The sequence below is a fragment of the Gillisia sp. Hel_I_86 genome, assembly GCF_007827275.1.
Taxonomy (GTDB): Bacteria; Bacteroidota; Bacteroidia; order Flavobacteriales; family Flavobacteriaceae; genus Gillisia.
The window spans coordinates 2,508,955-2,533,185 of the sequence record NZ_VISE01000001.1 but is presented as its reverse complement, the minus strand read 5'-3'; the positions used below and the strand labels follow the sequence as shown (position 1 = coordinate 2,533,185).

16 protein-coding genes are annotated in these 24,231 nt (G+C 37.6%); 12 read left to right on the top strand and 4 right to left on the bottom strand.

Annotated features, from left to right (window positions below):
* The first annotated feature begins 113 nt into the window (after positions 1-113).
* On the top strand, positions 114-6,455 hold the full coding sequence (locus tag JM83_RS11465; protein WP_144962207.1) for a LamG-like jellyroll fold domain-containing protein: 6,342 nt from the start codon (positions 114-116) through the stop codon (positions 6,453-6,455).
* 22 nt (positions 6,456-6,477) lie between these two features.
* On the opposite strand, the gene rsmG is transcribed toward JM83_RS11465, so the two are convergent.
* Positions 6,478-7,107 carry a 16S rRNA (guanine(527)-N(7))-methyltransferase RsmG gene (gene rsmG / locus JM83_RS11460; RefSeq protein WP_144962204.1) on the bottom strand — a complete coding sequence of 210 codons (630 nt, stop codon included), beginning with the start codon at positions 7,105-7,107 and terminating at the stop codon, positions 6,478-6,480.
* Positions 7,108-7,214: 107 nt separating this feature from the next.
* Here rsmG and JM83_RS11455 point away from each other — a divergent pair, with 107 nt between their 5' ends.
* Together JM83_RS11455 and JM83_RS11450 are read left to right on the top strand one after the other, a co-directional pair.
* Positions 7,215-8,318, top strand: a complete 1,104-nt coding sequence (locus JM83_RS11455; protein WP_144962202.1) for a fatty acid desaturase family protein — start codon at positions 7,215-7,217, stop codon at positions 8,316-8,318.
* Between the two features lie 20 nt (positions 8,319-8,338).
* On the top strand, positions 8,339-9,526 hold the full coding sequence (locus tag JM83_RS11450) for a pyridoxal phosphate-dependent aminotransferase (RefSeq protein ID WP_144962200.1): 1,188 nt from the start codon (positions 8,339-8,341) through the stop codon (positions 9,524-9,526).
* Positions 9,527-9,764: 238 nt separating this feature from the next.
* Here the strand turns inward: JM83_RS11450 and JM83_RS11445 are convergent, their stop codons facing one another.
* The gene (locus JM83_RS11445) at positions 9,765-11,261 is read right to left on the bottom strand and encodes a TrkH family potassium uptake protein (protein ID WP_144962198.1); all 1,497 of its coding nucleotides are present in this window, start codon (positions 11,259-11,261) and stop codon (positions 9,765-9,767) included.
* Positions 11,261-12,610 carry a Trk system potassium transporter TrkA gene (trkA, locus tag JM83_RS11440; protein WP_144962196.1) on the bottom strand — a complete coding sequence of 450 codons (1,350 nt, stop codon included), beginning with the start codon at positions 12,608-12,610 and terminating at the stop codon, positions 11,261-11,263. Before trkA ends, JM83_RS11445 begins: the two co-directional genes overlap by 1 nt.
* Positions 12,611-12,744: 134 nt before the next feature.
* Between trkA and ubiE the strand changes: the two genes are divergently transcribed.
* Both ubiE and JM83_RS11430 read left to right on the top strand, forming a co-directional pair.
* Positions 12,745-13,473, top strand: a complete 729-nt coding sequence (gene ubiE / locus JM83_RS11435; RefSeq protein WP_144962194.1) for a bifunctional demethylmenaquinone methyltransferase/2-methoxy-6-polyprenyl-1,4-benzoquinol methylase UbiE — start codon at positions 12,745-12,747, stop codon at positions 13,471-13,473.
* Positions 13,474-13,477: 4 nt separating this feature from the next.
* On the top strand, positions 13,478-14,185 hold the full coding sequence (locus JM83_RS11430) for a porin family protein (protein WP_144962192.1): 708 nt from the start codon (positions 13,478-13,480) through the stop codon (positions 14,183-14,185).
* Here JM83_RS11430 and JM83_RS11425 read toward each other — a convergent pair.
* A complete protein-coding gene (locus JM83_RS11425) occupies positions 14,179-14,913 on the bottom strand; it encodes a TrmH family RNA methyltransferase (protein ID WP_144962191.1) in 735 nt (244 codons plus the stop codon). The two genes, JM83_RS11430 and JM83_RS11425, sit on opposite strands and share 7 nt — an antisense overlap.
* Before the next feature lie 37 nt (positions 14,914-14,950).
* Between JM83_RS11425 and JM83_RS11420 the strand changes: the two genes are divergently transcribed.
* The 7 genes from JM83_RS11420 (at position 14,951) to JM83_RS11390 (ending at position 24,209) form a co-directional block, all read left to right on the top strand.
* On the top strand, positions 14,951-17,515 hold the full coding sequence (locus JM83_RS11420) for a POTRA domain-containing protein (RefSeq protein ID WP_144962189.1): 2,565 nt from the start codon (positions 14,951-14,953) through the stop codon (positions 17,513-17,515).
* Positions 17,516-17,563: 48 nt separating this feature from the next.
* On the top strand, positions 17,564-18,631 hold the full coding sequence (fbaA, locus tag JM83_RS11415) for a class II fructose-bisphosphate aldolase (protein ID WP_144962187.1): 1,068 nt from the start codon (positions 17,564-17,566) through the stop codon (positions 18,629-18,631).
* 55 nt (positions 18,632-18,686) lie between these two features.
* Complete coding sequence (gene accD, locus JM83_RS11410; protein ID WP_144962186.1) at positions 18,687-19,544, top strand: acetyl-CoA carboxylase, carboxyltransferase subunit beta; 858 nt, start codon at positions 18,687-18,689, stop codon at positions 19,542-19,544.
* A gap of 136 nt (positions 19,545-19,680) precedes the next feature.
* Positions 19,681-19,950, top strand: a complete 270-nt coding sequence (rpsO, locus tag JM83_RS11405; RefSeq protein WP_144962184.1) for a 30S ribosomal protein S15 — start codon at positions 19,681-19,683, stop codon at positions 19,948-19,950.
* 221 nt (positions 19,951-20,171) lie between these two features.
* Positions 20,172-22,424, top strand: a complete 2,253-nt coding sequence (locus tag JM83_RS11400; RefSeq protein WP_144962182.1) for a polyribonucleotide nucleotidyltransferase — start codon at positions 20,172-20,174, stop codon at positions 22,422-22,424.
* A 294-nt stretch (positions 22,425-22,718) separates the two neighbouring features.
* Positions 22,719-23,582 carry an RNA polymerase sigma factor RpoD/SigA gene (locus JM83_RS11395; RefSeq protein WP_010230640.1) on the top strand — a complete coding sequence of 288 codons (864 nt, stop codon included), beginning with the start codon at positions 22,719-22,721 and terminating at the stop codon, positions 23,580-23,582.
* Between the two features lie 210 nt (positions 23,583-23,792).
* The gene (locus JM83_RS11390) at positions 23,793-24,209 is read left to right on the top strand and encodes a BLUF domain-containing protein (protein WP_144962180.1); all 417 of its coding nucleotides are present in this window, start codon (positions 23,793-23,795) and stop codon (positions 24,207-24,209) included.
* Positions 24,210-24,231 lie beyond the last annotated feature (22 nt).

Below are 24,231 nucleotides of genomic sequence, written 5' to 3'. Positions count from 1 at the left end.
TTATAAGTGCCTAAAATGCACTAAATGTGCATTTTATCGAAAATTTATGCCATTTATCAAAACTGTTTATAAACATTCTACGTACATTTGTTAACTGTTATAAACAAAATTATATGGGAAAAATTACTCTCTGGGGTAGAACCTTCTTTCTATTTGTTTTTCTTTTTGGTTCTACTTTCACTCATTTAACGGCAAAGAACAAGACAGCGGTACTTTCTATTACCGGTGTGGAAAATCATGTTTCCTGTTTTAATGGGAATAATGGTTCAATTGATATCACTATTTCTGGCGCAGTTGGAACCTATACCGTAAGCTGGAGTGGAAGTGCATCAACTTCTGAGGATCTTTCAGGGCTTTCGGCTGGAACCTATATAATTACAGTAACCGATTCTGAAAATAATAAGGATTCTCGATCTTTTGTGATTTCACAACCAACTGAACTTACCATGGAGCCCGCGGATTTTACTCCTGTAAGCTGTCTTGGGGCAAGTGACGGAACAATCACTGCCGGTACCGTTACAGGGGGCAACACCAATTATCAGTACTCTATTGATGGAACTACGTTTCAGGCTTCGAACACGTTTTCTGGATTGATAGCTAAAAATTATACCATCACGGTAAAAGATTCCAAAAACTGTATTGCTACCCGAACGATCGAAGTAACACAACCATTTGAACTTACCATGCAGCCCGCAACCTTTACCCCCGTAAGCTGTTTTGGGGCAAGTGACGGAACAATCACTGCCGGTACCGTTACAGGGGGCAACACCAATTATCAGTACTCTATTGATGGAACTACGTTTCAGGCTTCGACCACCTTTTCTGGGTTGGCAGCTAAAGATTACACCATCACGGTAAAAGATTCCAAAAACTGTATTGCTACCCGAACGATCGAAGTAACACAACCAACTGAACTTACCATGCAGCCCGCGGATTTTGCCCCAGTAAGCTGTTTTGGGGCAAGTGATGGAACAATCACTGCCGGCACCGTTGCAGGGGGCAACACCAATTATCAGTACTCTATTGATGGGACTACGTTTCAGGCTTCGAACACCTTTTCTGGGTTGGCAGCTAAAGATTACACCCTCACGGTAAAAGATTCCAAAAACTGTATTGCTACCCAACCAGTAGAAATTACACAGCCAGAATTACTGAATGCGGAAGTATCTTTTACAAATATCACCTGCAATGACCAAAACGATGGAACAATTTCAGTGACCAATTTTACTGGGGGTTACGGAACCTATGAATTTAGCAAGGACAATGGAAATTCTTGGCAGGCATCTTCAGAATTTACTAATCTTTCTGAAGGTTTTTTCAATGTTTTAATGCGCGATAAAGAAAATCCTGCTTGCGTTTTAAACCTTATGACAAATCTTGAAATCACGCGACCTTCTCCTCTCAATGCCGATATTTCAACTGTAAATATTTCCTGCTTTGGCTTGACAGATGGAAGCATTATCATTTCTGACCCATCGGGTGGTTATGGAAACTTTGAATTTAGTCTTGATTCCAACAATTGGCAACAAGCAAGTAATTTCGATAATCTAAGTCCTGGAATTTTTACCGTATATATCAGGGATGCCGGTAACACTTCATGTGTAGTCACTTTATCTTCTACCGTAGAAATTACGCAACCCGAATTACTGGTATTGCCCACCGTTTCAAAAACCGATGTTTTATGTAATGGACAAGCTACAGGGGAAGTAACTGCCACAGCAAGTGGTGGAACTGCCCCCTATACCTATTCTTGGGGATCGCTTGGTGAGGGAGCTACTAAAACCAATTTGCCCGCTGGCACCTATTCAGTAACAGTAACCGACACGAACGGATGTGAAACCGCACCCCAGCAAGTTGTAATCACTGAACCCGATACTTTTATTGATATTATAAATGTTCAAACAACATCGGGTTGTTACCAGCAAAACAATGGAACCGCAACTGTAGAAGCAACTGGTGGAACAGGAGCTTACAACTATTTATGGAGCAACGGGCAAACAGCCCAACAAGCCACAGGATTGGCTCCAGGAGATCATACGGTAACCATCACCGATGAAAATGGTTGCAGCAAAGTCAGGACAATCACGGTATCTACACCAACTCAATTACAAATTACAGGGTTCCTTACCACTGAAACCACCTCTTTTGGTTCGGCGACCGGAACTGCTACCGTGCAGGTAGGTGGAGGAAGCGGGGGATACACTTTTCTATGGTCCAATGGACAAACGGGACAAAGTGCCAATTCACTTCTCGCGGGGAAATATACAGTTACAGTTACTGACACCAATGCTTGTACCGTAACAGACGAAGTAATTGTAGTTGACAGTATTGAAGCTGAGATTGTGCCTACTTCAGTGTGTGAAGCATCTGGTGATATTATCAGGACTTCATATTTTAAAGTGGATGAAACCACGCTTCGAGGCGGGACGGCACCCTATACCTTTGAATGGATATTTGAAGGGGATGGCTCTATGGCAGCAGCCACGGGTATTGGTCCGCATAGACTTACTTATGAAACTATTGGTGACAAACAAACCACGATGATTGTTAGGGACAGTAATGGGCTGGAGTTTCAGCAGACCATTATTCAATACGTAGGCGGATGTTTTTCAGATGATTGTGGTTCAAGTGACTTGGGAATTGATGATTATTATATAGGGGACGCTAACGGAAACCCCATAACATCTTCCAATTGTAGTAACGCAGATTTTAAATTCATCTATATCTATATCCCTACAAATCCTGACAGATATTCACTAAATGTAGAATTGATCTATTCCATAGAAAATATTGAAACTGGGGAGGTCAAGAATTTTAAAGAAGTAGGTTGTTTTTACGAAAAACAGGCAATTCCAGACCGTGCCGAAACATTTCAGATCGAATATACCTGTGGTAATATTGTAAAAATAGAAGGTATTTATCTTACCTTCAGTAACCGAAAGAGGGATAATTGTGGTGAAGGTAATAAACCAAAATGCTATTCCACAAATAACAATGCCACTGTAGATTCTCCTTTATATGCGGTAGCTTTCCCCAATGAACTCCTTTGTAATGGCGCGTCCAACGGGCGTATTAGCGTACGGGCTTCTGGCGGGACTTCACCTTATCAGTACAAATTGATAAATGCCATAGATGGAGCAGTTGTTAGAACCAACCAATCAAGTGAAATTTTTGAAAATCTAGAAGCAGGCATTTATGACGTTATTGTGAGTGATAGTGACAATCCAATAAATACGTTTACGGTAGAAGATGTGGAAATTACCGAACCTACCAATCCACTGACTCTTGAGCCTTCTTCCATTACAAATGCAACTTGTTTTGGCGGGGAAGATGGTAGCGCAACTGTACTGGCTTCAGGCGGAACGCCAAATACCACGGGTGACCCCTATATCTATGTTTGGTCCAATGGCCAAACCTCTCCAACAGCAACCAACCTTGCCGCCAAGGAATATACTGTAAAAGTAATAGACGCTAATGGATGTGAAATCCAGATACCGGTTACAATAGGTCAACCTGAAGAATTGTTGGCAGTAGCCGGTCCGGACCAGGTTTTGGAATGTGGGATAACCTCTATCAACCTAGAGGCTCAATTTAATTATGCATTTGCGGAAGGGGAGGAAGAACTTTTTGGACAATGGACAATAGAAAACGGTCCAGCAGGGGGAAGTTTTGAGGATGATAAAGACCCTACTACTTTGTTTACTGGAAGCCAGGGTACTTATACTTTAAGATGGAGTGTGCCCTGCGGAGCAAGCGATGATGTAAAAATATCCTTTAGCAATTGTAGTACCATCGATTTTGATGGTACTGATGACCATATTGTTTTTGGAGATAATTTTAATTTATCCGGAGACTTTACAATGGAAGCCTGGATCAAACAGGATCCAAGTACAACCGCTGGAATAAAAACCATCGTATCTAAAAGGGATGCCAGTAATTTAGCAGCAGGATTTGACCTTATAATTGATAATAACATTCCAAAATTCAGATGGAACACTTCAAGCTTGGCCTCGAAATATCCAATTGGAACAGACAGGTGGTATCACATTTCTGTGATAAAGGGCGGAACCAACCCCGGATTATATGTAGATGGAATTTTAGTGAGTGAGGGATCTCCCGGCGCCCCCACCAGTTTATCTCAGCCTTTCTTAATTGGAGCCATGTACGATGCAAATGCTCCCTTAGCTCCACAAAATTATTTTCACGGATGGATAGAGGAAGTGAGAATATGGAATACTGCAATTACCACAGAGCAATTGCAATTTATGATGAACCAGAAATTGCAGGAAAATGGAGGAAAAGTGCGTGGTTTTGAAATTCCGTTGAACGTACCTGGTGATTTGACCTGGAGTTCGCTTGAAGGCTACTATCAATTGGAAATATCTGAAAATGGATTAACTCCTGGAAAAATTACAGGAAGCCCGTCTGGAAAATTGATAAATATTACAACTACGCAGCAGCGTACAGCTCCATTACCTTATATTTCCACAAAGGTAGGACAATGGTATGCAGATGCTACCTGGTTAAGGCCACAGGTCTGGGACCCGCCCAACAGTTTGGGAATTGATAGTGAAACTACTATTGACTGGAATATTGCAAGTATCTCGCACAATATAAGTTCAGGAGGAAAAAATATAAAACTTCTTGGATTACTTTCCAATGATGAAAAACTTACCATTGCAAATTCCAATGAGGCCCTTAATGAAAATAATTCAGGACAGTCCCTAACTATTACACATTATCTAAAATTAAATGGAATAATTGATCTTGTGGGAGAATCACAATTGATCCAAACCGATAGTTCAACCCCTGGCCAATCAATAATTAGTACCATTGATGAATCAAGCACAGGTTTTCTGGAAAGGGATCAACAAGGCACCGCCAGTAGTTATAATTACAATTACTGGAGTTCACCGGTAGTTCCCCAAGGAAATTCTTTAAATTCAACATATACCGTTGCCAGTGTTTTGCTTGATGGAACAAATTCCGGATCCCCAAGAAATATCGATTTTGGTCAGGGTGTAACCTATGCAGATGGACCTGCAGCCAGTCCCAGAAAAATAAGTAATTACTGGCTTTTTAAATTTAGAGGGAAAGCTAATGAATATGATGAATATGAACACATAGGAAGCACGGGTACATTAAATGTGGGGGAAGCATATACTATGAAAGGAACTTCTGGAACGGCAGAAATTTCATACCGTCAAAATTATGTTTTTAAAGGAAAACCAAACAATGGAAATATTACTTTGACGATTGGTAAAGATCAGAACTACATGTTAGGGAATCCCTATCCTTCTGCACTAGATGCAAAAAAATTCATATTGGATAATTTAAAAGATAGTGGAGGAACAAATCCTACTGGAAATATTTTTAATGGTGCACTTTATTTTTGGGATCACTTTTCTGGAAAAACCCATATTCTTAGTGAATATATAGGTGGATATGCCACCCGTAATCTTATAGATGGGGTTCCTGCCATATCTTTCGACGATAGGATTAATGCTAATAACGAATCTGGAACAAAAATTCCCGGCCAGTATATTCCTGTAGGTCAAGGCTTCTTTATTAATACCGTTTTAGATGAGGATGTTTCTGGGGGTTATACCGTGGATGGCGGAAATGTGCTTTTTAAAAATAGGCAACGGGTTTTTGAGACTGAAACAACAAATTCCTCTCAATTTTTGAAGCCAGAAAATATTGACAAAAAAGGAAAAGACGAAATTTCCGATTCTAAAATAAGATTGGATTTTAGCTCTCCTATGGGTTATCACCGCCAAATCTTGGTGGGAACCAGTAGTTTTGCAACCAATGGCTTCGACTTGGGTTATGATGCGGCTTTAAATGATTACAATCTCGAAGATTTTTTCTGGTTAATAAATAACAGGGAATATGTAATTCAAGGTGTGTCCAATTTTGATGTAGACCAGGTACTGCCAATAGGGATCTACATTTCTCAAAAAGGAGAATTTAAAATTGAAATAAATAAATTGGAAAATATACCTGGAGAAACCAACATTTATGTAAAAGATATAAAAGAAAATAAATACCATGATCTTAGGGATTCTGAATTTAAAATGGAAATAGAACCTGGAGCTTATTATGAGCGATTCGAAATCGTATTCTTTAAGCCCGAAGATGCTGATGCGGAACCTGAAGAGGAAACACCTACTGATGAAGAAATTGTGGTAGTAACCCCAGAGCCATTGTTAGATGTGCAGATGGATATGGATTATTTAAGCAATAACAAAGAATTGTCAATTTTTAACCCAACTCTATTGCCTATACAACGGGTGGAAATTTATAATTTGCTTGGGCAAAAGGTTCAAGAATACATAGAAATTTCAAATTTAAAAGAAATTCGATTGCCAGTGTACGAAAACGCTACAGGAATCTATATAGTAAAACTTTTTACCATGAATTCCCAGTTTTCCAAAAATATAGTGATCAAATAAAAATAGGGATAGATTTAAAAGTCTATCCCTTATATTTTAATGGAAGATGAACCAGCTTTTTAGTTTCAAAAAAGTCTTCTTCAAAATAATCTGTCAAATTATAAATGCGTGCAGTCGTGTAGATCTTTAATTCTTCAGCTAAGTCTCCACCTTTCAAATATAAAATTCCGTTTTTTAATTCATGATAACTGTTCTTGGCGGTTTTACCTTTTACCCAAGCAACAAAAGAGGGCATAACAGCTACTGCCCTACTCACAATAAAATCGAACTCTCCCTTGACTTCTTCAACCCTGGAATTCGTTGTTTTTACATTCTTCAACTGTAAGCCTTCCACCACTTCATCCACCACCTTTATTTTCTTTCCAATAGAATCTACCAAATGAAATTGAGATTCAGGAAAAAGAATCGCTAAAGGAATCCCGGGAAATCCCCCTCCTGTTCCCACATCCAAAATATTTGCCCCGGAATTAAATTTTTGAACTTTGGCAATTCCCAAAGAATGCAGCACATGCCGAAGGTACAATTCTTCTATATCCTTTCTTGAAACAACATTGATCTTAAGGTTCCAATCCTTGTACAAGGCTTGCATCGCTTGAAATTGATCTAATTGATGAAGAGTTAAATCCGGAAAATATTTTTGTATTAAATCCAAGGTTTTATATTAGGCTGCAAAAGTAATTAAAATTATCACGTTAATTTTCCCTAATTACCGCGTGCTAATTGCAGAATGTTTTACCTTTGGAATCAGAGTTATAAAAAATGGCATTAAATCAAGATCAGATTAGATTTTCTCGAATAGATTCAGGAAAATTCTTTAAAACCCTAAATAAACGTGTAAACGCCTATTTTAAGGACAATAACATCTCCAAAACCGGAAATTGGAAACTGCATTTAAAAACAATTGTAATGTTTTCCTTGTTCCTTGCGCCTTACTTTTTAATTCTAAGTTTGGATATTTCGCAATGGTGGATGCTTGCCCTAACAATTGTAATGGGCGCGGGAATGGCAGGTGTAGGTATGAATGTTATGCATGACGGGAACCATGGATCCTATTCTTCCAAGAAATGGATCAATAATTTTATGGGGGGAACAATTTATGTTCTAGCTGGAAACGTATACAATTGGCAGGTACAACATAATGTACTGCATCATACGTATACCAATATTCATGGCCACGATGAAGATCTTGATGCAGGAAGAATTATACGTTTTTCGGAACATTCGCAATGGCATAAATTCCATAAGTTCCAGCATTATTATTCAGTATTCCTTTATGGCCTATTAACATTTAACTGGGCCCTAACCACAGATTTTAAACAAACCAAAAATTACTTGTCCAGAAAACTTTCTTATGGAAAACTGCCTTCTCCAACAAAGCAATGGAGCATAATTGCAATCACAAAATTAATATACCTTTCTATTTGGATTATAATTCCTATGCTTTTTGTTTCTGTTGCTTGGTGGAAGATCTTGATCGGTTTTTTTGTGATGCACTATACAGCGGGGCTTATCTTAAGTATCGTATTTCAACTTGCACATGTTGTAAATGAAACGGAAATGCCTTTACCGGATAAGGCGGGCACCATGAAAAATACTTGGGCAATCCATCAATTATTCACCACTGTGAATTTTGCTACCAAGAACAAAATGGTTAACTGGTTTACCGGTGGCCTTAACCATCAGGTAGAGCATCATATCTTTCCAAATATAAGCCATATTCATTATTCTAAAATTGCTGAAATTGTAAAGCAAACAGCACGGGAATGTAACTTGCCCTACAATGAATTCCAGACTACACGAGGAGCAATTGCTGCCCACTTTAAATACTTGAAAGAAATGGGCACCAAACCTATTTCAGCCTAAAAAATCTAATTTTCTATTTTATGCAAAAACATTTATCAGACCGTATTAATAATTTAGCAACCTCTCAAACCTTGGCAATGGCTGCCAAAACAAGAGAGCTAAAAGAGGAAGGAAAAGATATAATTGGATTAAGTCTTGGGGAACCAGATTTTAATACGCCGGATTTTATTAAAGATGCCGCTATCCAAGCTATCAACGACAATTATAATTCCTATACACCTGTAGATGGATATGTAGAGTTGAAAGATGCTATTATCACTAAATTCAAGAGGGATAATGGATTGACTTATAATAGATCCCAAATTGTGGTTTCCACTGGAGCCAAGCAATCCTTGGCAAACGCAGCAATGGTTTTGTTAAATCCGGGAGACGAAGTGATATTACCTTGCCCTTACTGGGTAAGTTATGCCGAAATAGTGAAATTAGCAGAGGGTATTCCAGTAGAAGTTCCTACTACAGTAGATAGCAATTTCAAGATTACACCTCAACAGTTAAAGGATGCTATTACTCCAAAAACCAAAATGATTTGGTACAGTTCTCCTTGTAATCCAAGCGGGATGTTATATAGCAAAGCAGAACTAAGGGCTTTAGCCGATGTTTTAGTTGATTTTCCAGATATCATTGTTGTAAGCGATGAAATTTACGAACATATAAATTTTGTTGGTGAACATGCATCGATGGCACAGTTTGATGACATGTATGATCGTGTGGTCACTGTAAATGGTGTTTCTAAAGCTTTTGCCATGACCGGCTGGAGAATAGGTTATATAGGTGCTCCAGAGTGGATTGCGAGGGCTTGTAATAAAATGCAAGGTCAAATTACCAGTGGGGCAAACTGTATCGCCCAACGTGCGGTCATTACAGCATTGGAAGCCCCGGTAAGCAAAATTAAATTTATGATCGATACTTTTAAGGAGCGTCGTAAATTGATAATTTCCTTGCTGGATGCAATTGAAGGTTTTAAAACGACAGAACCAGAAGGAGCTTTTTATGTATTCCCAGATATATCCTTTTTCTTCGGAAAAAAACTAAAAGGGCATCAAATAGATAACGCAACAGATTTTTCAATGTTTTTATTGGAAGAAGCTTTGGTCGCCACAGTAACAGGTGATGCTTTTGGAAGTCCCAATTGCATCAGGTTCTCATATGCTGCAAGCGAAGATCAGATTAAAGAAGCATTAAAGAGAATAAAATTGGCTGTTTCTTAAAAAACATAGAGTATCAGAATAAAAAAAGCTCTCTAGAAATAGAGAGCTTTTTTTTTAAATTTTATGTATATCCGTTTTTTATCTTAGAGTTGTCTCGCCACCCTGAATTCATTTCAGGATCCCCATTTATTGTAGTGGTTTTTATTGATAGGAGATCCTGAAACTCCCGAACGGTCGGGACAGAATGACATCTGCTATCATTTTATGATGTTTTGCGGATATGCAAATAATTTTAATTTTATCTATTTCTCCAGAAAAAAGGAGTTAATAAAATTAAAACGGTAAATAATTCCAGTCTTCCAATAAGCATTAAAAAGGCCGACCACCACTTCCCTGCAGCAGGTAAAATATCATAATTATTAACGGGGCCAAGTCCTCCCAAAGCAGGACCAATATTTCCCAAGGAAGATGCTGCACCTCCAATTGCAGTCATAAAATCCAGACCCATAAAGGCAAATACCAGGGCACCAAATATAAAGGATATCATGTATAAAATAAAAAAACCGAGGATATTGAATACAATTGCCTGTTTTATGGACCTCTTGTTATAACGAATTGGCAATATAGCATTTGGGTGGAGGCTTCGTTTGAATTCTGTAACCCCATTTCTTATCATTATCAAATGGCGCATAACTTTTACCCCACCCGCAGTAGACCCCGCCGACCCACCTAAAAACATTAACCCAAAGAACATTACAGTTAAAAATGGAGTCCATAGTGTATAATCTGCGCTAATAAATCCAGTGGTGGTAACAACAGTAAGTACCTGAAACAAGGAATGCCTAAATGCACTCTCCGCTTCGCCCCACACCATTGGGTGTGTTATAGAAGATATGGAAACATCTGCCTGAAAATAAATAATCAGAGCTGCAACGAGAGTAAATGACATGATAAATATACAATACCATTTAAACTCATCGTCATGCAATACTTTTTGAAATTTTCCCTTGAAACTGAAATAGCTCAAAACGAAATTGGTTCCCGCCAAAAACATAAAAACTATAATAATATACTGAATAATTGGCTGATGATTCCAATAGGCAAGACTGGCATTTTTAGTGGAAAAACCACCAGTGGAAAGGGTGCTCAAAGAATGGTTAACAGCATCAAAGAGAGTCATTCCAGCTACTTTAAGCAATATTGTTTCTGCCAATGTATAAAGAAAGTATATCAACCATAATCTCTTTGCAGTATCTGTAATCCTTGGTTTTAATTTATCGGCACTAGGGCCGGGAGCTTCCGCAGAAAAAAGTTGCATTCCTCCTATTCCCAATAGCGGTAGAATAGCAATTGCCAAAACAATGATTCCCATTCCCCCTATCCAATGAGTAAGACTTCGCCAAAATAAAATTCCTTTTGGGATGGATTCTATATCATTGATAATAGTGGCACCTGTAGTGGTATACCCAGACATTGTTTCGAAGAAGGCATTGGTGAAATCTGGAATCGCTTCAGAAAAAATATATGGCAATGTTCCACTTAAGGCCATAAAAATCCAACCAAAAGTTACTACAACATAACCTTCCCTCTTTTTAATCTCTTTTCTATGCCCACGTGTAAAAAACATGAGAACCGTTCCAACGAACATGGTAAGCAATGAAGCCGAAGAAATTTGTAATGTTATTCCATCTTCATAATACCAACTAACAATTACGGCCAATAGCATAAACCCACCATTGCACAAAAGGAGTAACCCCATAATGTGCGAGATGATCTTAAAGTTCATTTTAGGCATTATAGAAAGAGTTTTTCGACTTTACTTATGGACCTAGGTAAACAGCAAACTACTATTCTATCGCCAGCCCGAATCATAAAATCTCCCAAAGCAATTATTCCTTCTCCATCACGAATAATTCCTCCAATAATTGCTGACCTAGGGAAATCCAGATCTTTTATTTTTGTGTCACACACCTCAGAAGTTGGTTTCACAATAAATTCCAATAATTCCGCATTCATATTATTGAGCTTGGTCATGGCTACGACTTCTCCTTTTCTTATAAACCTAAAAATATTGTTTGCCGCTAAAAGTTTTTTATTGATAAGCGTATCTATTCCTATAGAATGGCTTAATTGAAAATAGTCCATGTTTTCCACCAAAGCGATCGTCTTTTTCACACTTTTCGATTTGGCCACCAGGCAAGACATGATGTTGGTTTCAGAATTACCAGTTACTGCTATAAAGGCATCCATATCGTGGATATTCTCCTCCTCTAAAAGTTCTACATTCCTACCATCACTATTTATAACCAAGGTGCTTGGGAGCTCATCTGCAAGATCGAATGCTTTTTCGCGATCATTTTCGATTAATTTCACCTTGAAATTGTTTTTGCAAAGATCAGAAGCTGTTTTCTTTCCAATTTTACTGCCACCTAGGATCATTACATTTTTAATGGTTTGCTTCACCTTCCCTGTAAGCTTATAAAGCTCGTCTACTCCACTGTGCACCGTAATAAAATAAACTTGGTCCCCTTCCTTAAACTGGGTATCTCCCCTAGGTATAAGCGTATATTGAGTGCCAAACCTCTGAATTGCAATTGGAACAAAGTGAAGTTCAGGAAAAATTTTAGCCGCCTCTTTTACTGTTTTACCAACAAAAGTAGCTGTGCGCGAAAGGTTAAGGCCAATCATTGTTAAAGCGCCATCTTCAAACTCGTAACTGTCATCGAAAGCAGATTGGTTTAACAATAGGGCAATCTCACGTGCTGCAAGTGCCTCAGGTGAAATGAGCTCATCTATCCCAAATTTATCAAATCCTATTTCATCTTTATAATCCAGAAATTCAGTATTGGAAATACGAGCGATAGTTCTTTTTGCTCCAAGTTGTTTTGCCAAGACACAAACCGTAATATTGGTAGCTTCACTGGAAGTTACACCTATTACGAGATCTACATTTTTCACATGCGCTTCTTTAAGAATATGAATGGAGGTAGCATCCCCTTTTAAGGTGCGTATATCCAAATGAGTATCTGCATATACCAAGTTGTTCCTATTGTTATCTATAAGGGTGATGTCTTGAGATTCGTAGGATAGGAGTTTTGCCAGATGAAAGCCGACTTCTCCTGCACCGGCAATAATAATCTTCATGCTTATATTCCAGTTATATGAAAAATCAAAGATAAGTTATTTTATACAACTGCTTTAAGGTCGAATCTTAATAAATATACAATCTTATCAACTCTTTTATAGGATATCCCCTATCTTTGCGCCAAATTTTTTTCATGGATAAAAAAGTAACACCCTACAAAGATTCCAATCTAAACAAGAAAGAGCAAGTTGCTCAAATGTTTGATAAAATATCTGGAAACTACGATGGGCTTAATCGTGTAATATCTTTCGGGATTGACCTTAAGTGGAGAAAAAAAGTTGTTTCCTTGGTTTCTGAAAAAAATCCGAAAAACATTCTGGACATTGCAACAGGAACAGGGGATCTAGCAATAAATCTAGTTGAATCAGGAGCCAAAGAAATTATTGGGCTGGATATTTCTGAAGGAATGTTGGAGGTAGGAAGAAAAAAGATTGGAGCGAAACATCTCTCTGATAAAATTAAAATGGTGAAAGCAGATTCTGAAGCTCTTCCTTTCGAAAACGAAACCTTCGATGCTATTACGGTAGCATTTGGGGTTCGGAATTTTGAAAATTTAGAAAAAGGCCTATCAGAAATTTATCGCGTTTTAAAAACCAACGGAATTTTTGTAATATTGGAAACTTCAGTTCCAACCAAATTTCCCTACAAACAAGGGTATAAATTTTATTCCACTACCCTTTTACCGGTTATTGGAAAATTATTTTCAAAAGACAAAGCAGCATATTCCTATTTAAGCGAAAGTGCGGCAGTTTTTCCTTATGGAGCCAAGTTCAACAATATTTTAAGTAAAACCGGGTTTATAGATATAGAAGATAAGCCTCAAACATTTGGTGTCGCAACCATATACACAGCTTCTAAATAACTATATGAAAAAGATTGTTGCCATTTTAGGGCTTTGTTTGGTCTGTTCTCAAGCGAATGCTCAATTATTTTCAGGAGAAAGTATTTTAAATCAAGAAAACATCGATAATAAACGATGGTCTTGGGGATATTATTTAGGCTTTAATACCTACGATTTTGATTTTGATTATAAAGAATACAACCCGAGTCCTGTGCTAGGAAAAGATTTTAGTATTGAAAAATCCGTTGGGTTTAATGTAGGCTTAGTTGGTAGTTTTAAATTGCACAATAATTTCGACCTGCGGCTAGAACCAGGAGTTAGCTTTAATACTCGAAATTTCCAAGCACTTAAAGCGGATCAAAATACTTTTCGGGAAATCAATTCAACCTATGTTCATATTCCATTATTGGTTAAATTTTCAGCTGATAGACTCAACAATTTTAGGCCTTTTGTATTGGCCGGAGCCTCGACCTCCATTAATTTATCCAGCAATGAAAACAATCCCGATGATAATAGCGTTGGGCAGTTTAGGATGAAAACCAATACATTTTATTATGAAATTGGTGTAGGAATAGATTTTTACCTTTATTACTTTAAATTTTCACCTTCCTTAAGAGGGATCTTTGGTATTAACGATGAACTGGTTAGGGACGAAGATCCAAATAGTCTATACACCGGAAATGTAGAACAAATGAGAACTAGAGGGATCTTTCTAAATTTTACTTTTCAATAATTCTCTTTTCGCCTTATTTCACTTAATAGAACAGCCGTGGCGGTTGCCACATTTAAGCTCTCTGTATTTTTCACATTGCTGAATTGAGGAATATTGATCTTCTTTTCTATTAACTTTTCAATATTATTGGAAATACCGTGGGCCTCATTTCCCAATACAACAATAGCGGCTTTTGGCATATTTGTTACAAATATATTTTCACCTTCCATAAAAGTTCCCACTTTAAAATGTGAATTATTTTCTTCAAGAAATAATGCCAAATCCAAATAATGAACATCCACTCGGGCAATACTCCCCATGGTTGCCTGCACTACTTTAGAATTGTAACAGTCTACAGTATCCAAGGAACACACCAAGGTCTCCACTCCAAACCAATCACAAAGCCGAATTATAGTTCCCAAATTACCAGGATCCCTTACCCCGTCCAAGGCCATAACCAATCCTTTTAATTTTATTTCATTTTCAACTGGTATTCTAAAAACAGCCAGACCAATTTGTGGGGTTACTAAACTGCTTATTTTTTTTAGTTCAACTTCGGAAATTAGGTGCTTTTTTTCCCTAGGAGCATTAAATATATCTTGTGTGGTGTAGAGAAAATGCAATTCGAAATTAGATTCCAAAAGTTCCTCAATTCCCTTTTTTCCTTCAACAACGAAAAGACCCAGTTTGGTTCGATGTTTTTTTTGCTCAAGACTTGTTATTAACTTAATTTGGCTTTTGCTAACCATGCAATTAATGTATTTTTGAATCCCTAATTCAGCTTTATTGAAACGCTATCCCGCAAAAATATCATTATTATTTTTAACCCTGGCATTTATCATTTCCTGTGATGCAGTAAAGAGAGTTCAAAATGACGAATTACTACTTACGGAAAATACCATATTTCTGAATGGTGAAAAAATAAAGGAATCCCGAATTTATAATCAATTATATCAAGAACCTAATGCAAAATTGCTGGGCACCCCGTTAAGGCTTCACTTTTATAATCTCGCAAAGCAAGACCCAGATTCTGCTTTTCAATACTGGCTTCATAAAAAACCACGCAGGATTAAGCGATTAGAGAATATTTATTCTCAAAAACAAGCAAACAGAATCGAAGAGGCGTACATAAATTTAAACAAATGGGTCAAAAAAACGGGGGAAGCACCGGTAATTATAAATGAAGAATTAACGAAAAAATCCAAAAACCGACTACAGGCTTGGTATTTCAATAATGGATGGTTTGATGCCGAAATAGATTACGAGATAAAGCCCCAAGAGAACAAAAGAGGGGAAATAGATTATTATGTAAGCTCTAATAAACCATATATCGTAGATTCCATCAATCAAAGAATTGGTTCGGTAGTAATAGATTCAATATACAATGCTTATTCAGCCAGTTCTTTGATCACCTCGGGGGTTCAATATAAAACATTGGATTTTAATGCTGAAAGGGATCGATTGTCCAGACTGTTCAGAAATAATGGGGTGTATTATTTCGATCAAGAATATATAAGTTTTGAAGCCGATACCGTCGAAACAAATAAAAAGGTAAATGCCACGGTAATAATCAATAACAGGCAAGTTTCCCAAGGAGATACCACAACTCGGGTTCCTTTTAAAATACACACTATTAGCAAAGTAAATGTATTTACAGATTACACTTTTAACAATCGTTACAAACCTGTAACCGATAGCGCATCCTATAAAGGATATAATATTTATAGTTTTGAGGAACTTGAACATAGACCTCGAGCTATTACAGATGCCATTTTTATAAAACCGGGAGAAATCTTTAAGGATACCGATAGAACCCGAACCTATAATAGGATGAGTTCTCTACGAGTTTTTAAATACCCCAATATCGAATACACGCTCGATCCTGCAGATAGCACCAGCACCGATTTGATCGCGAATATTTTTCTGAGTCCGCAGCCAAAATATTCCTTGGGTTTCGATTTTGATATTTCTCAAAGTAATATCCAAGATTTTGGAGTGGGTTTTGGAGGCTCCCTATTAATTCGAAATGTCTTTAAAGGTGCCGAAAATTTTGAAATTTCAGCAAGGGGAAGCGTTGGATCTTCTTCGGATGCTGCAAGAGGGAGCTCTAAGGACCAATTTTTCAATATTTCTGAAATCGGGGCGGATATCAAATTAACCTTTCCTCGAATTTTCATGCCTTTTAATACTGAAAAGTTCATTCCGAAGTACATGTCCCCATTTACATCATTGAGTTTAGGAATTAGCACACAGAACAATATAGGCTTGGACAAACAAAATCTAAACGGCATCCTAAATTACCGATGGGCTCCCTCAAAAAAACTTTCACATAAACTAGACCTTTTAAACATTCAATATGTACGGAATTTAAATACCGACAATTACTTTAATGTATATCGGAACTCCTATAACAATCTAAATGAAATTGTTCAATCTGGGGATGTAGTAACAAATCCAAGTTATATAAATAGCGAAGGAAAATTAATTATCCCTACAGGAGCAGAAGGTTTTATTAGGGATGTCACCATCAATGATCCCAATACTTCTGGAATTTCCGAGGATCAGCGTCAGGTAATAGACAACATTCGGGAAAGAAAAGACAGGTTAACAGAAAACAACTTGATCTTTGCTTCAAATTTCACCTATTTAAGCAACAACAAAGAAAACCTATATGATGATGATTTTTCCCGATTTCGATTTAAAATTGAAACCGCGGGGAATTTTCTTGCCGCATTCTCCAGCCTAACCGGTGCGCAAAAAGATGATCAGGGTAGATATGATGTACTTGGGGTAAATTATTCACAATATGTTAAAACGGAAATTGATTATATAAAATACTGGAACTGGGGAAATAAAAATATTTTTGCCATAAGGGCATTTTCAGGAATAGCAATTCCTTATGGAAATGCAAACAGCATTCCTTTTATTAGAAGTTTTTTTGCAGGTGGCCCAAATGATAACAGGGCCTGGCAAGCTTATGACCTTGGCCCGGGCAGTTCTGGTGGTAGAAACGAATTTAATGAGGCCAATATGAAATTGGCATTTAATGCCGAATACAGATACAATCTTTTTGGTGCCTTGAATAGTGCGTTTTTTATAGACATTGGTAACATTTGGAATGTGTTGGATATTGTGGAAGATCCTGCCGCTACTTTTACTTCACTATCAGATATAAAAGACATCGCTATAGGTTCGGGAGCAGGATTGCGATACGATTTCAACTTTTTCGTCTTGCGATTCGATGTTGGCCTTAAAACTTACGATCCGTCAAGATCCCTAGGTGCTAGATGGTTCAAGGATTACAATTTAGCACATGCGGTTTATAACGTAGGCATCAATTATCCCTTCTAACCAAACTTATTTTCTTATTTTTGTGAATTGTAATTTAAATCAACCAACATGAGTCATAATATAAAAGCAGGAGTTGCAACAGGCAAAGAAGTTCAAGAAATTTTTAAATATGCTAAAAATAAAGGTTTCGCACTTCCGGCCGTTAACGTAATTGGGTCTAGTACCGTAAATGCGGTTTTGGAAACTGCGGCAGAATTAAATTCCCCAGTTATTATTCAGTTCTCAAATGGAGGCGCACAGTTTAATGCTGGAAAAGGACTTTCTAACAAAAATCAGCAGGCTGCCATAGCTGGTGGGGTTGCTGGAGCTTTGCACATTCACGAACTTGCAAAAGTTTATGGCGCTGCCGTGATCTTGCACACAGATCATTGTGCTAAAAAATTGCTTCCTTGGATAGATGGTCTTTTAGATGCCGGGGAGAAATTTTACAAAGAACACGGGAAGCCATTATATAGCTCCCATATGATAGATCTTTCTGAAGAATCATTAGAAGAGAATATCGAGATATGTAAAACGTATCTTGAGCGAATGAGCAAAATGGGAATGACTTTGGAAATCGAACTGGGAATAACTGGCGGTGAAGAAGATGGGGTAGATAATACCGACGTAGATGACTCTAAATTATACACGCAACCAGAAGAAGTAGCATATGCTTTTGAAGAGTTGAGCAAAGTAAGCGACCAATTTACAATTGCCGCGGCTTTTGGAAATGTACATGGAGTTTACAAACCAGGAAACGTAAAACTTACACCAAAGATCCTTAAGAATTCTCAAGAATATTTAAGCAAAAAGCATGGATTGGGAGACAATCATATCGATTTCGTTTTTCACGGAGGAAGTGGTTCCAGTATTGAAGAAATTAGGGAAGCGATTGGATATGGCGTTATTAAAATGAATATCGATACCGACCTTCAATATGCTTATGCCGAAGGAATTCGTGATTATATGGGGGAGAAAAAAGAGTATTTAAAATCCCAAATTGGAAATCCTGACGGTGCAGAAGTTCCCAATAAGAAATATTACGATCCTAGGGTATGGGTACGCTCAGGGGAGATTACATTTAAGAATAGGCTTACCAAGGCATTCGAAGACCTTAATAACATAAATACACTTTAATATAACAGAAACTGAAATAATTAATTATTTCAGTTTTTTAATTATAATATAAATTATGGCTTGGTTTAAAAGAACACAAAAAGGGATTCAAACTGCCACTGAAGACAAGAAGGATGTACCAAAAGGATTATGGTACAAGTCTCCCACCGGGAAGATCATAGATGCAGAACAATTAGAGAAAAATTTTTATGTAAGCCCAGAAGATGGGTATCATGTAAGAATTGGGAGCAAAGAATATTTTAAAATTCTTTTTGATTATAATAAGTTCCAAGAACTGGACAAGAATATAGATTCTAAAGATTCGCTTGGTTTTGTTGATACTAAAAAATATACCGACAGGTTAAAAGCTGCACAAGAAAAAACAGGATTAAAAGATGCTGTAAGAACGGCAGTTGGAATGTCTAAAGGAAAAGAACTGGTAATTGCCTGTATGGACTTTAGTTTTATAGGAGGGTCCATGGGTTCTGTTGTAGGCGAGAAAATTGCCAGGGCTGCAGATCATGCATTAAAAAACAATCTTCCGTTTATGATCATCTCTAAATCTGGAGGTGCCAGAATGATGGAGGCCGCTTTATCCTTGATGCAAATGGCAAAAACATCTGCGAAACTGGCTCAGTTGGCCGATGCCAATATTCCTTATATCTCATTATGTACAGATCCTACTACGGGAGGAACCACTGCATCTTTCGCAATGTTGGGAGATATTAACATTTCTGAACCTGGGGCTCTTATTGGTTTCGCTGGACCAAGGGTTGTAAAAGACACAACGGGGCAAGATCTACCCAAGGATTTTCAGACCGCAGAATTCTTAAAAGATCATGGATTTTTGGACTTTATAACTCCAAGATCTGAGTTAAAAGATAAGGTGAATTTGTATTTGGACTTAATTTTAAATCAGCCGGTTAGGGATTAATACTTGATTATTTCGCAATTTTGTTTAACTGAACAATAAAAGAATCAACATATAAGTATTTTAAGAATAATATAGTATATTTGCGCCTTGACAGAAATACTGTCTATACATAAAAATCATTAAAATTAATATTGGAATGTATTTAACTAAGGAAGAAAAGCAAGAGCTTTTTAAAAAACACGGAAAAAGTGCAACTAACACTGGATCCGCAGAAGGTCAAATCGCATTGTTCACACAACGTATTTCACACCTTTCTGGACATTTAAAAACAAATCGTAAAGATTACAACACTGAGCGATCTCTTGTAAGATTGGTAGGAAAAAGAAGAAATCTGCTTGATTATTTAATGAAGAAAGATATCTTAAGATACCGTGCTATCGTAAAAGAATTAGGATTAAGAAAATAATTTTCAAGGGAGCTTTATGCTCCCTTTTTTATTCATATTAATACAACTTCTCACTGTCTTTAGAATTATTAAAATTTTACTCTTAGCAAAATCGAAGAGTAGTTTTTCATTGGTCACACAACAACCACACAACAACACAACTTGTTCGTCCAGAAAGACGAAGACCATTGTATAACATACAATTTGCATGAATGTAAATTGGAATTGAAAAAAAAAACAATATGATACCAAAAGTTTTTAAAGAGGTTATCGATCTTGGGGACGGTAGGGAAATTTCTATCGAAACCGGAAAATTAGCAAAACAGGCACACGGATCCGTAGTGGTTCAGTCTGGAAAATGCATGATGCTTTGTACCGTCGTTTCCAACTACGAACAAAAGGATCTGGATTTCTTGCCATTAACGGTAGATTACCGTGAAAAATTTGCAGCAGCAGGACGTTACCCAGGTGGCTTCTTTAAAAGGGAAGCACGTCCTAGTGACGGTGAAGTTTTAACAATGCGTTTAGTGGATCGTGTTTTACGCCCATTATTCCCTAAAGATTACCACTCTGAAACTCAGGTGATGATCCAGTTGATGTCCCATGATGAGGATGTGATGCCAGATGCCATGGCAGGTCTTGCCGCCTCTGCGGCAATCCAATTATCTGATTTCCCATTTGAATGTGCTATCTCCGAAGCCAGGGTAGGACGTATTAATGGTGAATTCATTATTAACCCAACAAGAACACAATTAGAAGAATCAGACATCGATATGATGATTGGTGCCTCTGCAGATTCTGTGATGATGGTTGAAGGTGAAATGGATGAGATTTCGGAAGAAGAAATGGCAGATGCCATCAAGTTTGCACACGAGCATATTAAAATACAATGTGCTGCTCAATTAAGATTAGCTGATGCTGTTGGAAGAAAAGAAGTACGTGAGTACCCGGCAGAAAGAGAAGATGAAGATCTTAAGAAGAAGGTTCATGATATGGCTTATGATAAAGTATATGCTATTGCAAAAGCTGGTTCTGCCAAGCACGAACGTAGTGCTGCTTTCAGCCAAATTAAAGAAGATATCAAAGCAACTTTCTCTGAAGAAGAGATGGAAGATTATGGTGGTTTGGTTTCTAAATATTACCGTAGCGCAGAAAAAGCTGCGATTAGGGATTTAACGTTAAATGAAGGACTTCGTCTTGATGGCCGTCAAACTGTGGACATCCGTCCTATCTGGTGTGAGATTGATTATTTACCTTCTGTACACGGATCTGCAATCTTCACACGTGGAGAAACCCAGGCATTGGCAACAGTAACTTTAGGAACTTCCAGAGATTCAAATAAAATAGACATGCCATCTCATGAAGGAGAAGAGAATTTCTACCTTCACTACAACTTCCCTCCTTTTTGTACAGGTGAAGCAAGACCTATTCGTGGAACATCCCGTAGAGAAGTTGGTCACGGTAACTTGGCCCAACGTGGATTAAAAGGAATGGTACCAGATGATTGTCCTTACACGGTACGTGTGGTTTCTGAAGTTTTGGAATCCAACGGTTCTTCTTCTATGGCAACTGTTTGTGCTGGAACAATGGCAATGATGGATGCAGGGATCCAGATGAAAAAGCCGGTTTCTGGGATTGCAATGGGATTAATTTCTGATGCTGAATCTGGAAAATATGCAGTATTATCTGATATTCTTGGGGATGAAGATCACTTGGGTGATATGGATTTTAAAGTAACTGGAACGGCAGATGGTATTACCGCTTGCCAGATGGATATTAAAGTGAAAGGTTTACGTTACGAGATTCTTGTGAGTGCATTAAAGCAAGCAAGAGATGGTCGTTTACACATTCTTGAGAAAATTACTGACACGATCGCTACACCTAGAGAGGATGTGAAGGAATATGCTCCAAAAATGGTTTCCGTTCGTATTAAAAATGAATTTATTGGTGCGTTAATTGGACCAGGAGGAAAAGTAATTCAAGAACTTCAAAAAGAAACTGGAACTACTATCGTTATTAACGAAGATCCAGTAACCGAAGAAGGAATTGTTGAAATCTTGGGAACAGGACAAGAAGGAATTGATGCTGTATTAGCGAAGATTGATTCTATCACGTTTAAGCCAGAAGTAGGATCTGTATATAAAGTAAAAGTAATCAAAATGTTGGATTTTGGTGCTGTTGTAGAATATTTGGATGCACCAGGAAACGAAGTATTATTACACGTATCTGAGCTAGCTTGGGAACGTACCGAAAACGTAAGCGATGTGGTAAACATGGGCGATGTATTTGATGTAAAATACTTTGGCCTAGACAAACGTACACGCAAAGACAAAGTTTCTCGTAAGGCCTTGATGGACAAGCCAGAAGGTTATGTTGCACCCAAGCCAAGGGAAAATAGCGATAGAGGTCGTGATAACCGAGGATCTAGGGACAATCGTGGTTCTCGTGACAACAGAGGTCGCGATGATAGAAAACCTAGAGAAAACAGGGACTAATCTACAATAATTTATAGTTTTAAAGAGGTCGATCTAAAAATCGGCCTCTTTTTTTTGTGCTGATTTTAAAATGATTTGCTTGCGTTAGGGATTGCAGCAAAAAGCCCGCAGCGATCCCGAGGCTTCGGGAGAGCGAGGACTTGGCGCAAAAAGCCCGACCGCGAAATCCATTTTTATGGATTGAGGGGAAACGCCCAAAAAACAATTGGCAAGTCTTTTGTAACATTTTTAGGAATCCTTACGTATAACCTAATACAAGAGCTATTCATAATTAAAAATCCAGGGAGACGATAGATGAGACAACTTAAAATTACGAAGCAGGTAACTAATAGAGAAACCGCTTCGCTAGATAAGTATTTGCAAGAAATTGGTAAAGTAGACCTAATTACTGCTGAAGAAGAGGTGGAATTGGCACAAAAAATTAAAGCAGGCGATGACCGTGCGCTAGAGAAATTAACAAAGGCGAATTTACGTTTTGTTGTTTCGGTAGCAAAACAATATCAAAATCAGGGATTAACACTTCCAGATCTTATAAATGAAGGAAATTTAGGATTGATTAAAGCTGCGAAACGTTTTGATGAAACCCGTGGTTTTAAATTTATCTCCTATGCTGTATGGTGGATTAGGCAATCTATCTTGCAAGCATTGGCAGAGCAATCCCGTATTGTGCGTTTACCCTTGAACAAGATTGGCTCTATTAACAAGATCAATAAAACATTTGCATTTCTCGAACAATCTCATGAGCGCCCACCAAGTGCCGAGGAAATTGCAAAGGAATTGGATATGACCATTAATGACGTAAAGGAATCCATGAAGAATTCTGGTCGCCATGTATCTATGGATGCACCATTGGTGGAAGGAGAAGATTCTAACCTGTATGATGTATTGCGTTCTGGGGAATCCCCAAATCCAGACAGGGAATTATTACATGAATCCCTTAGAACGGAGATAGAACGTGCCTTGGAAACCCTTACTCCGCGTGAAGCAGATGTGATTCGTTTGTATTTTGGACTAGGAGATCAGCACCCAATGACCTTGGAAGAAATAGGGGAAACTTTTGATCTTACACGTGAGCGGGTTAGACAAATAAAAGAAAAAGCGATTAGAAGATTGAAACATACTTCTAGAAGCAAGATCTTGAAAACATACTTGGGATAATATTCCCTTAAAGATGACAACAGTACATCCCGGTACTTTATCGGGATAACTGTTCGTTTTTTGATTGATGAATGACCCCGGAGTGATGACCGGGGTCTTTTCATTTTATGATTTCTAGTAATACTGTATAACTTATACACTAGATTTCCAATTAGGTGGTATTTAAATCCTTTTTATTAATTTACTTTCCTTGACCTAAAAACCCAAATTATGCAATATGCCATTAGCTATGTTAGTAGCGTTAATCCAAGTCTTACAGAAGAAAAGATACAGCAGGTTTTAAATTATAGCAGAAACCGCAATAATGAAAACGGTATTACAGGAATCTTGTTATATTCAGATGGCAACTTTTTCCAGGTTCTCGAAGGCAAAAAGGAATTATTAGAATCACTTTTTTCTAGGGTGAAAACCGATAAAAGACATCAAAATGTCATGGTGATCTTTGAAAAAGAGGTCTCTCTCCCAAAGTTCGATATGTATCAATCAAACTTCATTTCTCTAAATTCTCGATTTCCCTCTGAAAACATAGCATTATATTTCTCCCATATTGATAAACTGAATCCTAAAATTCAAAGTTCTGTACGTTATATTTTAAATAAATTCGCAGAAGGTATCAAATCGATATAATCTTGTTATTTTTGTAGAATAA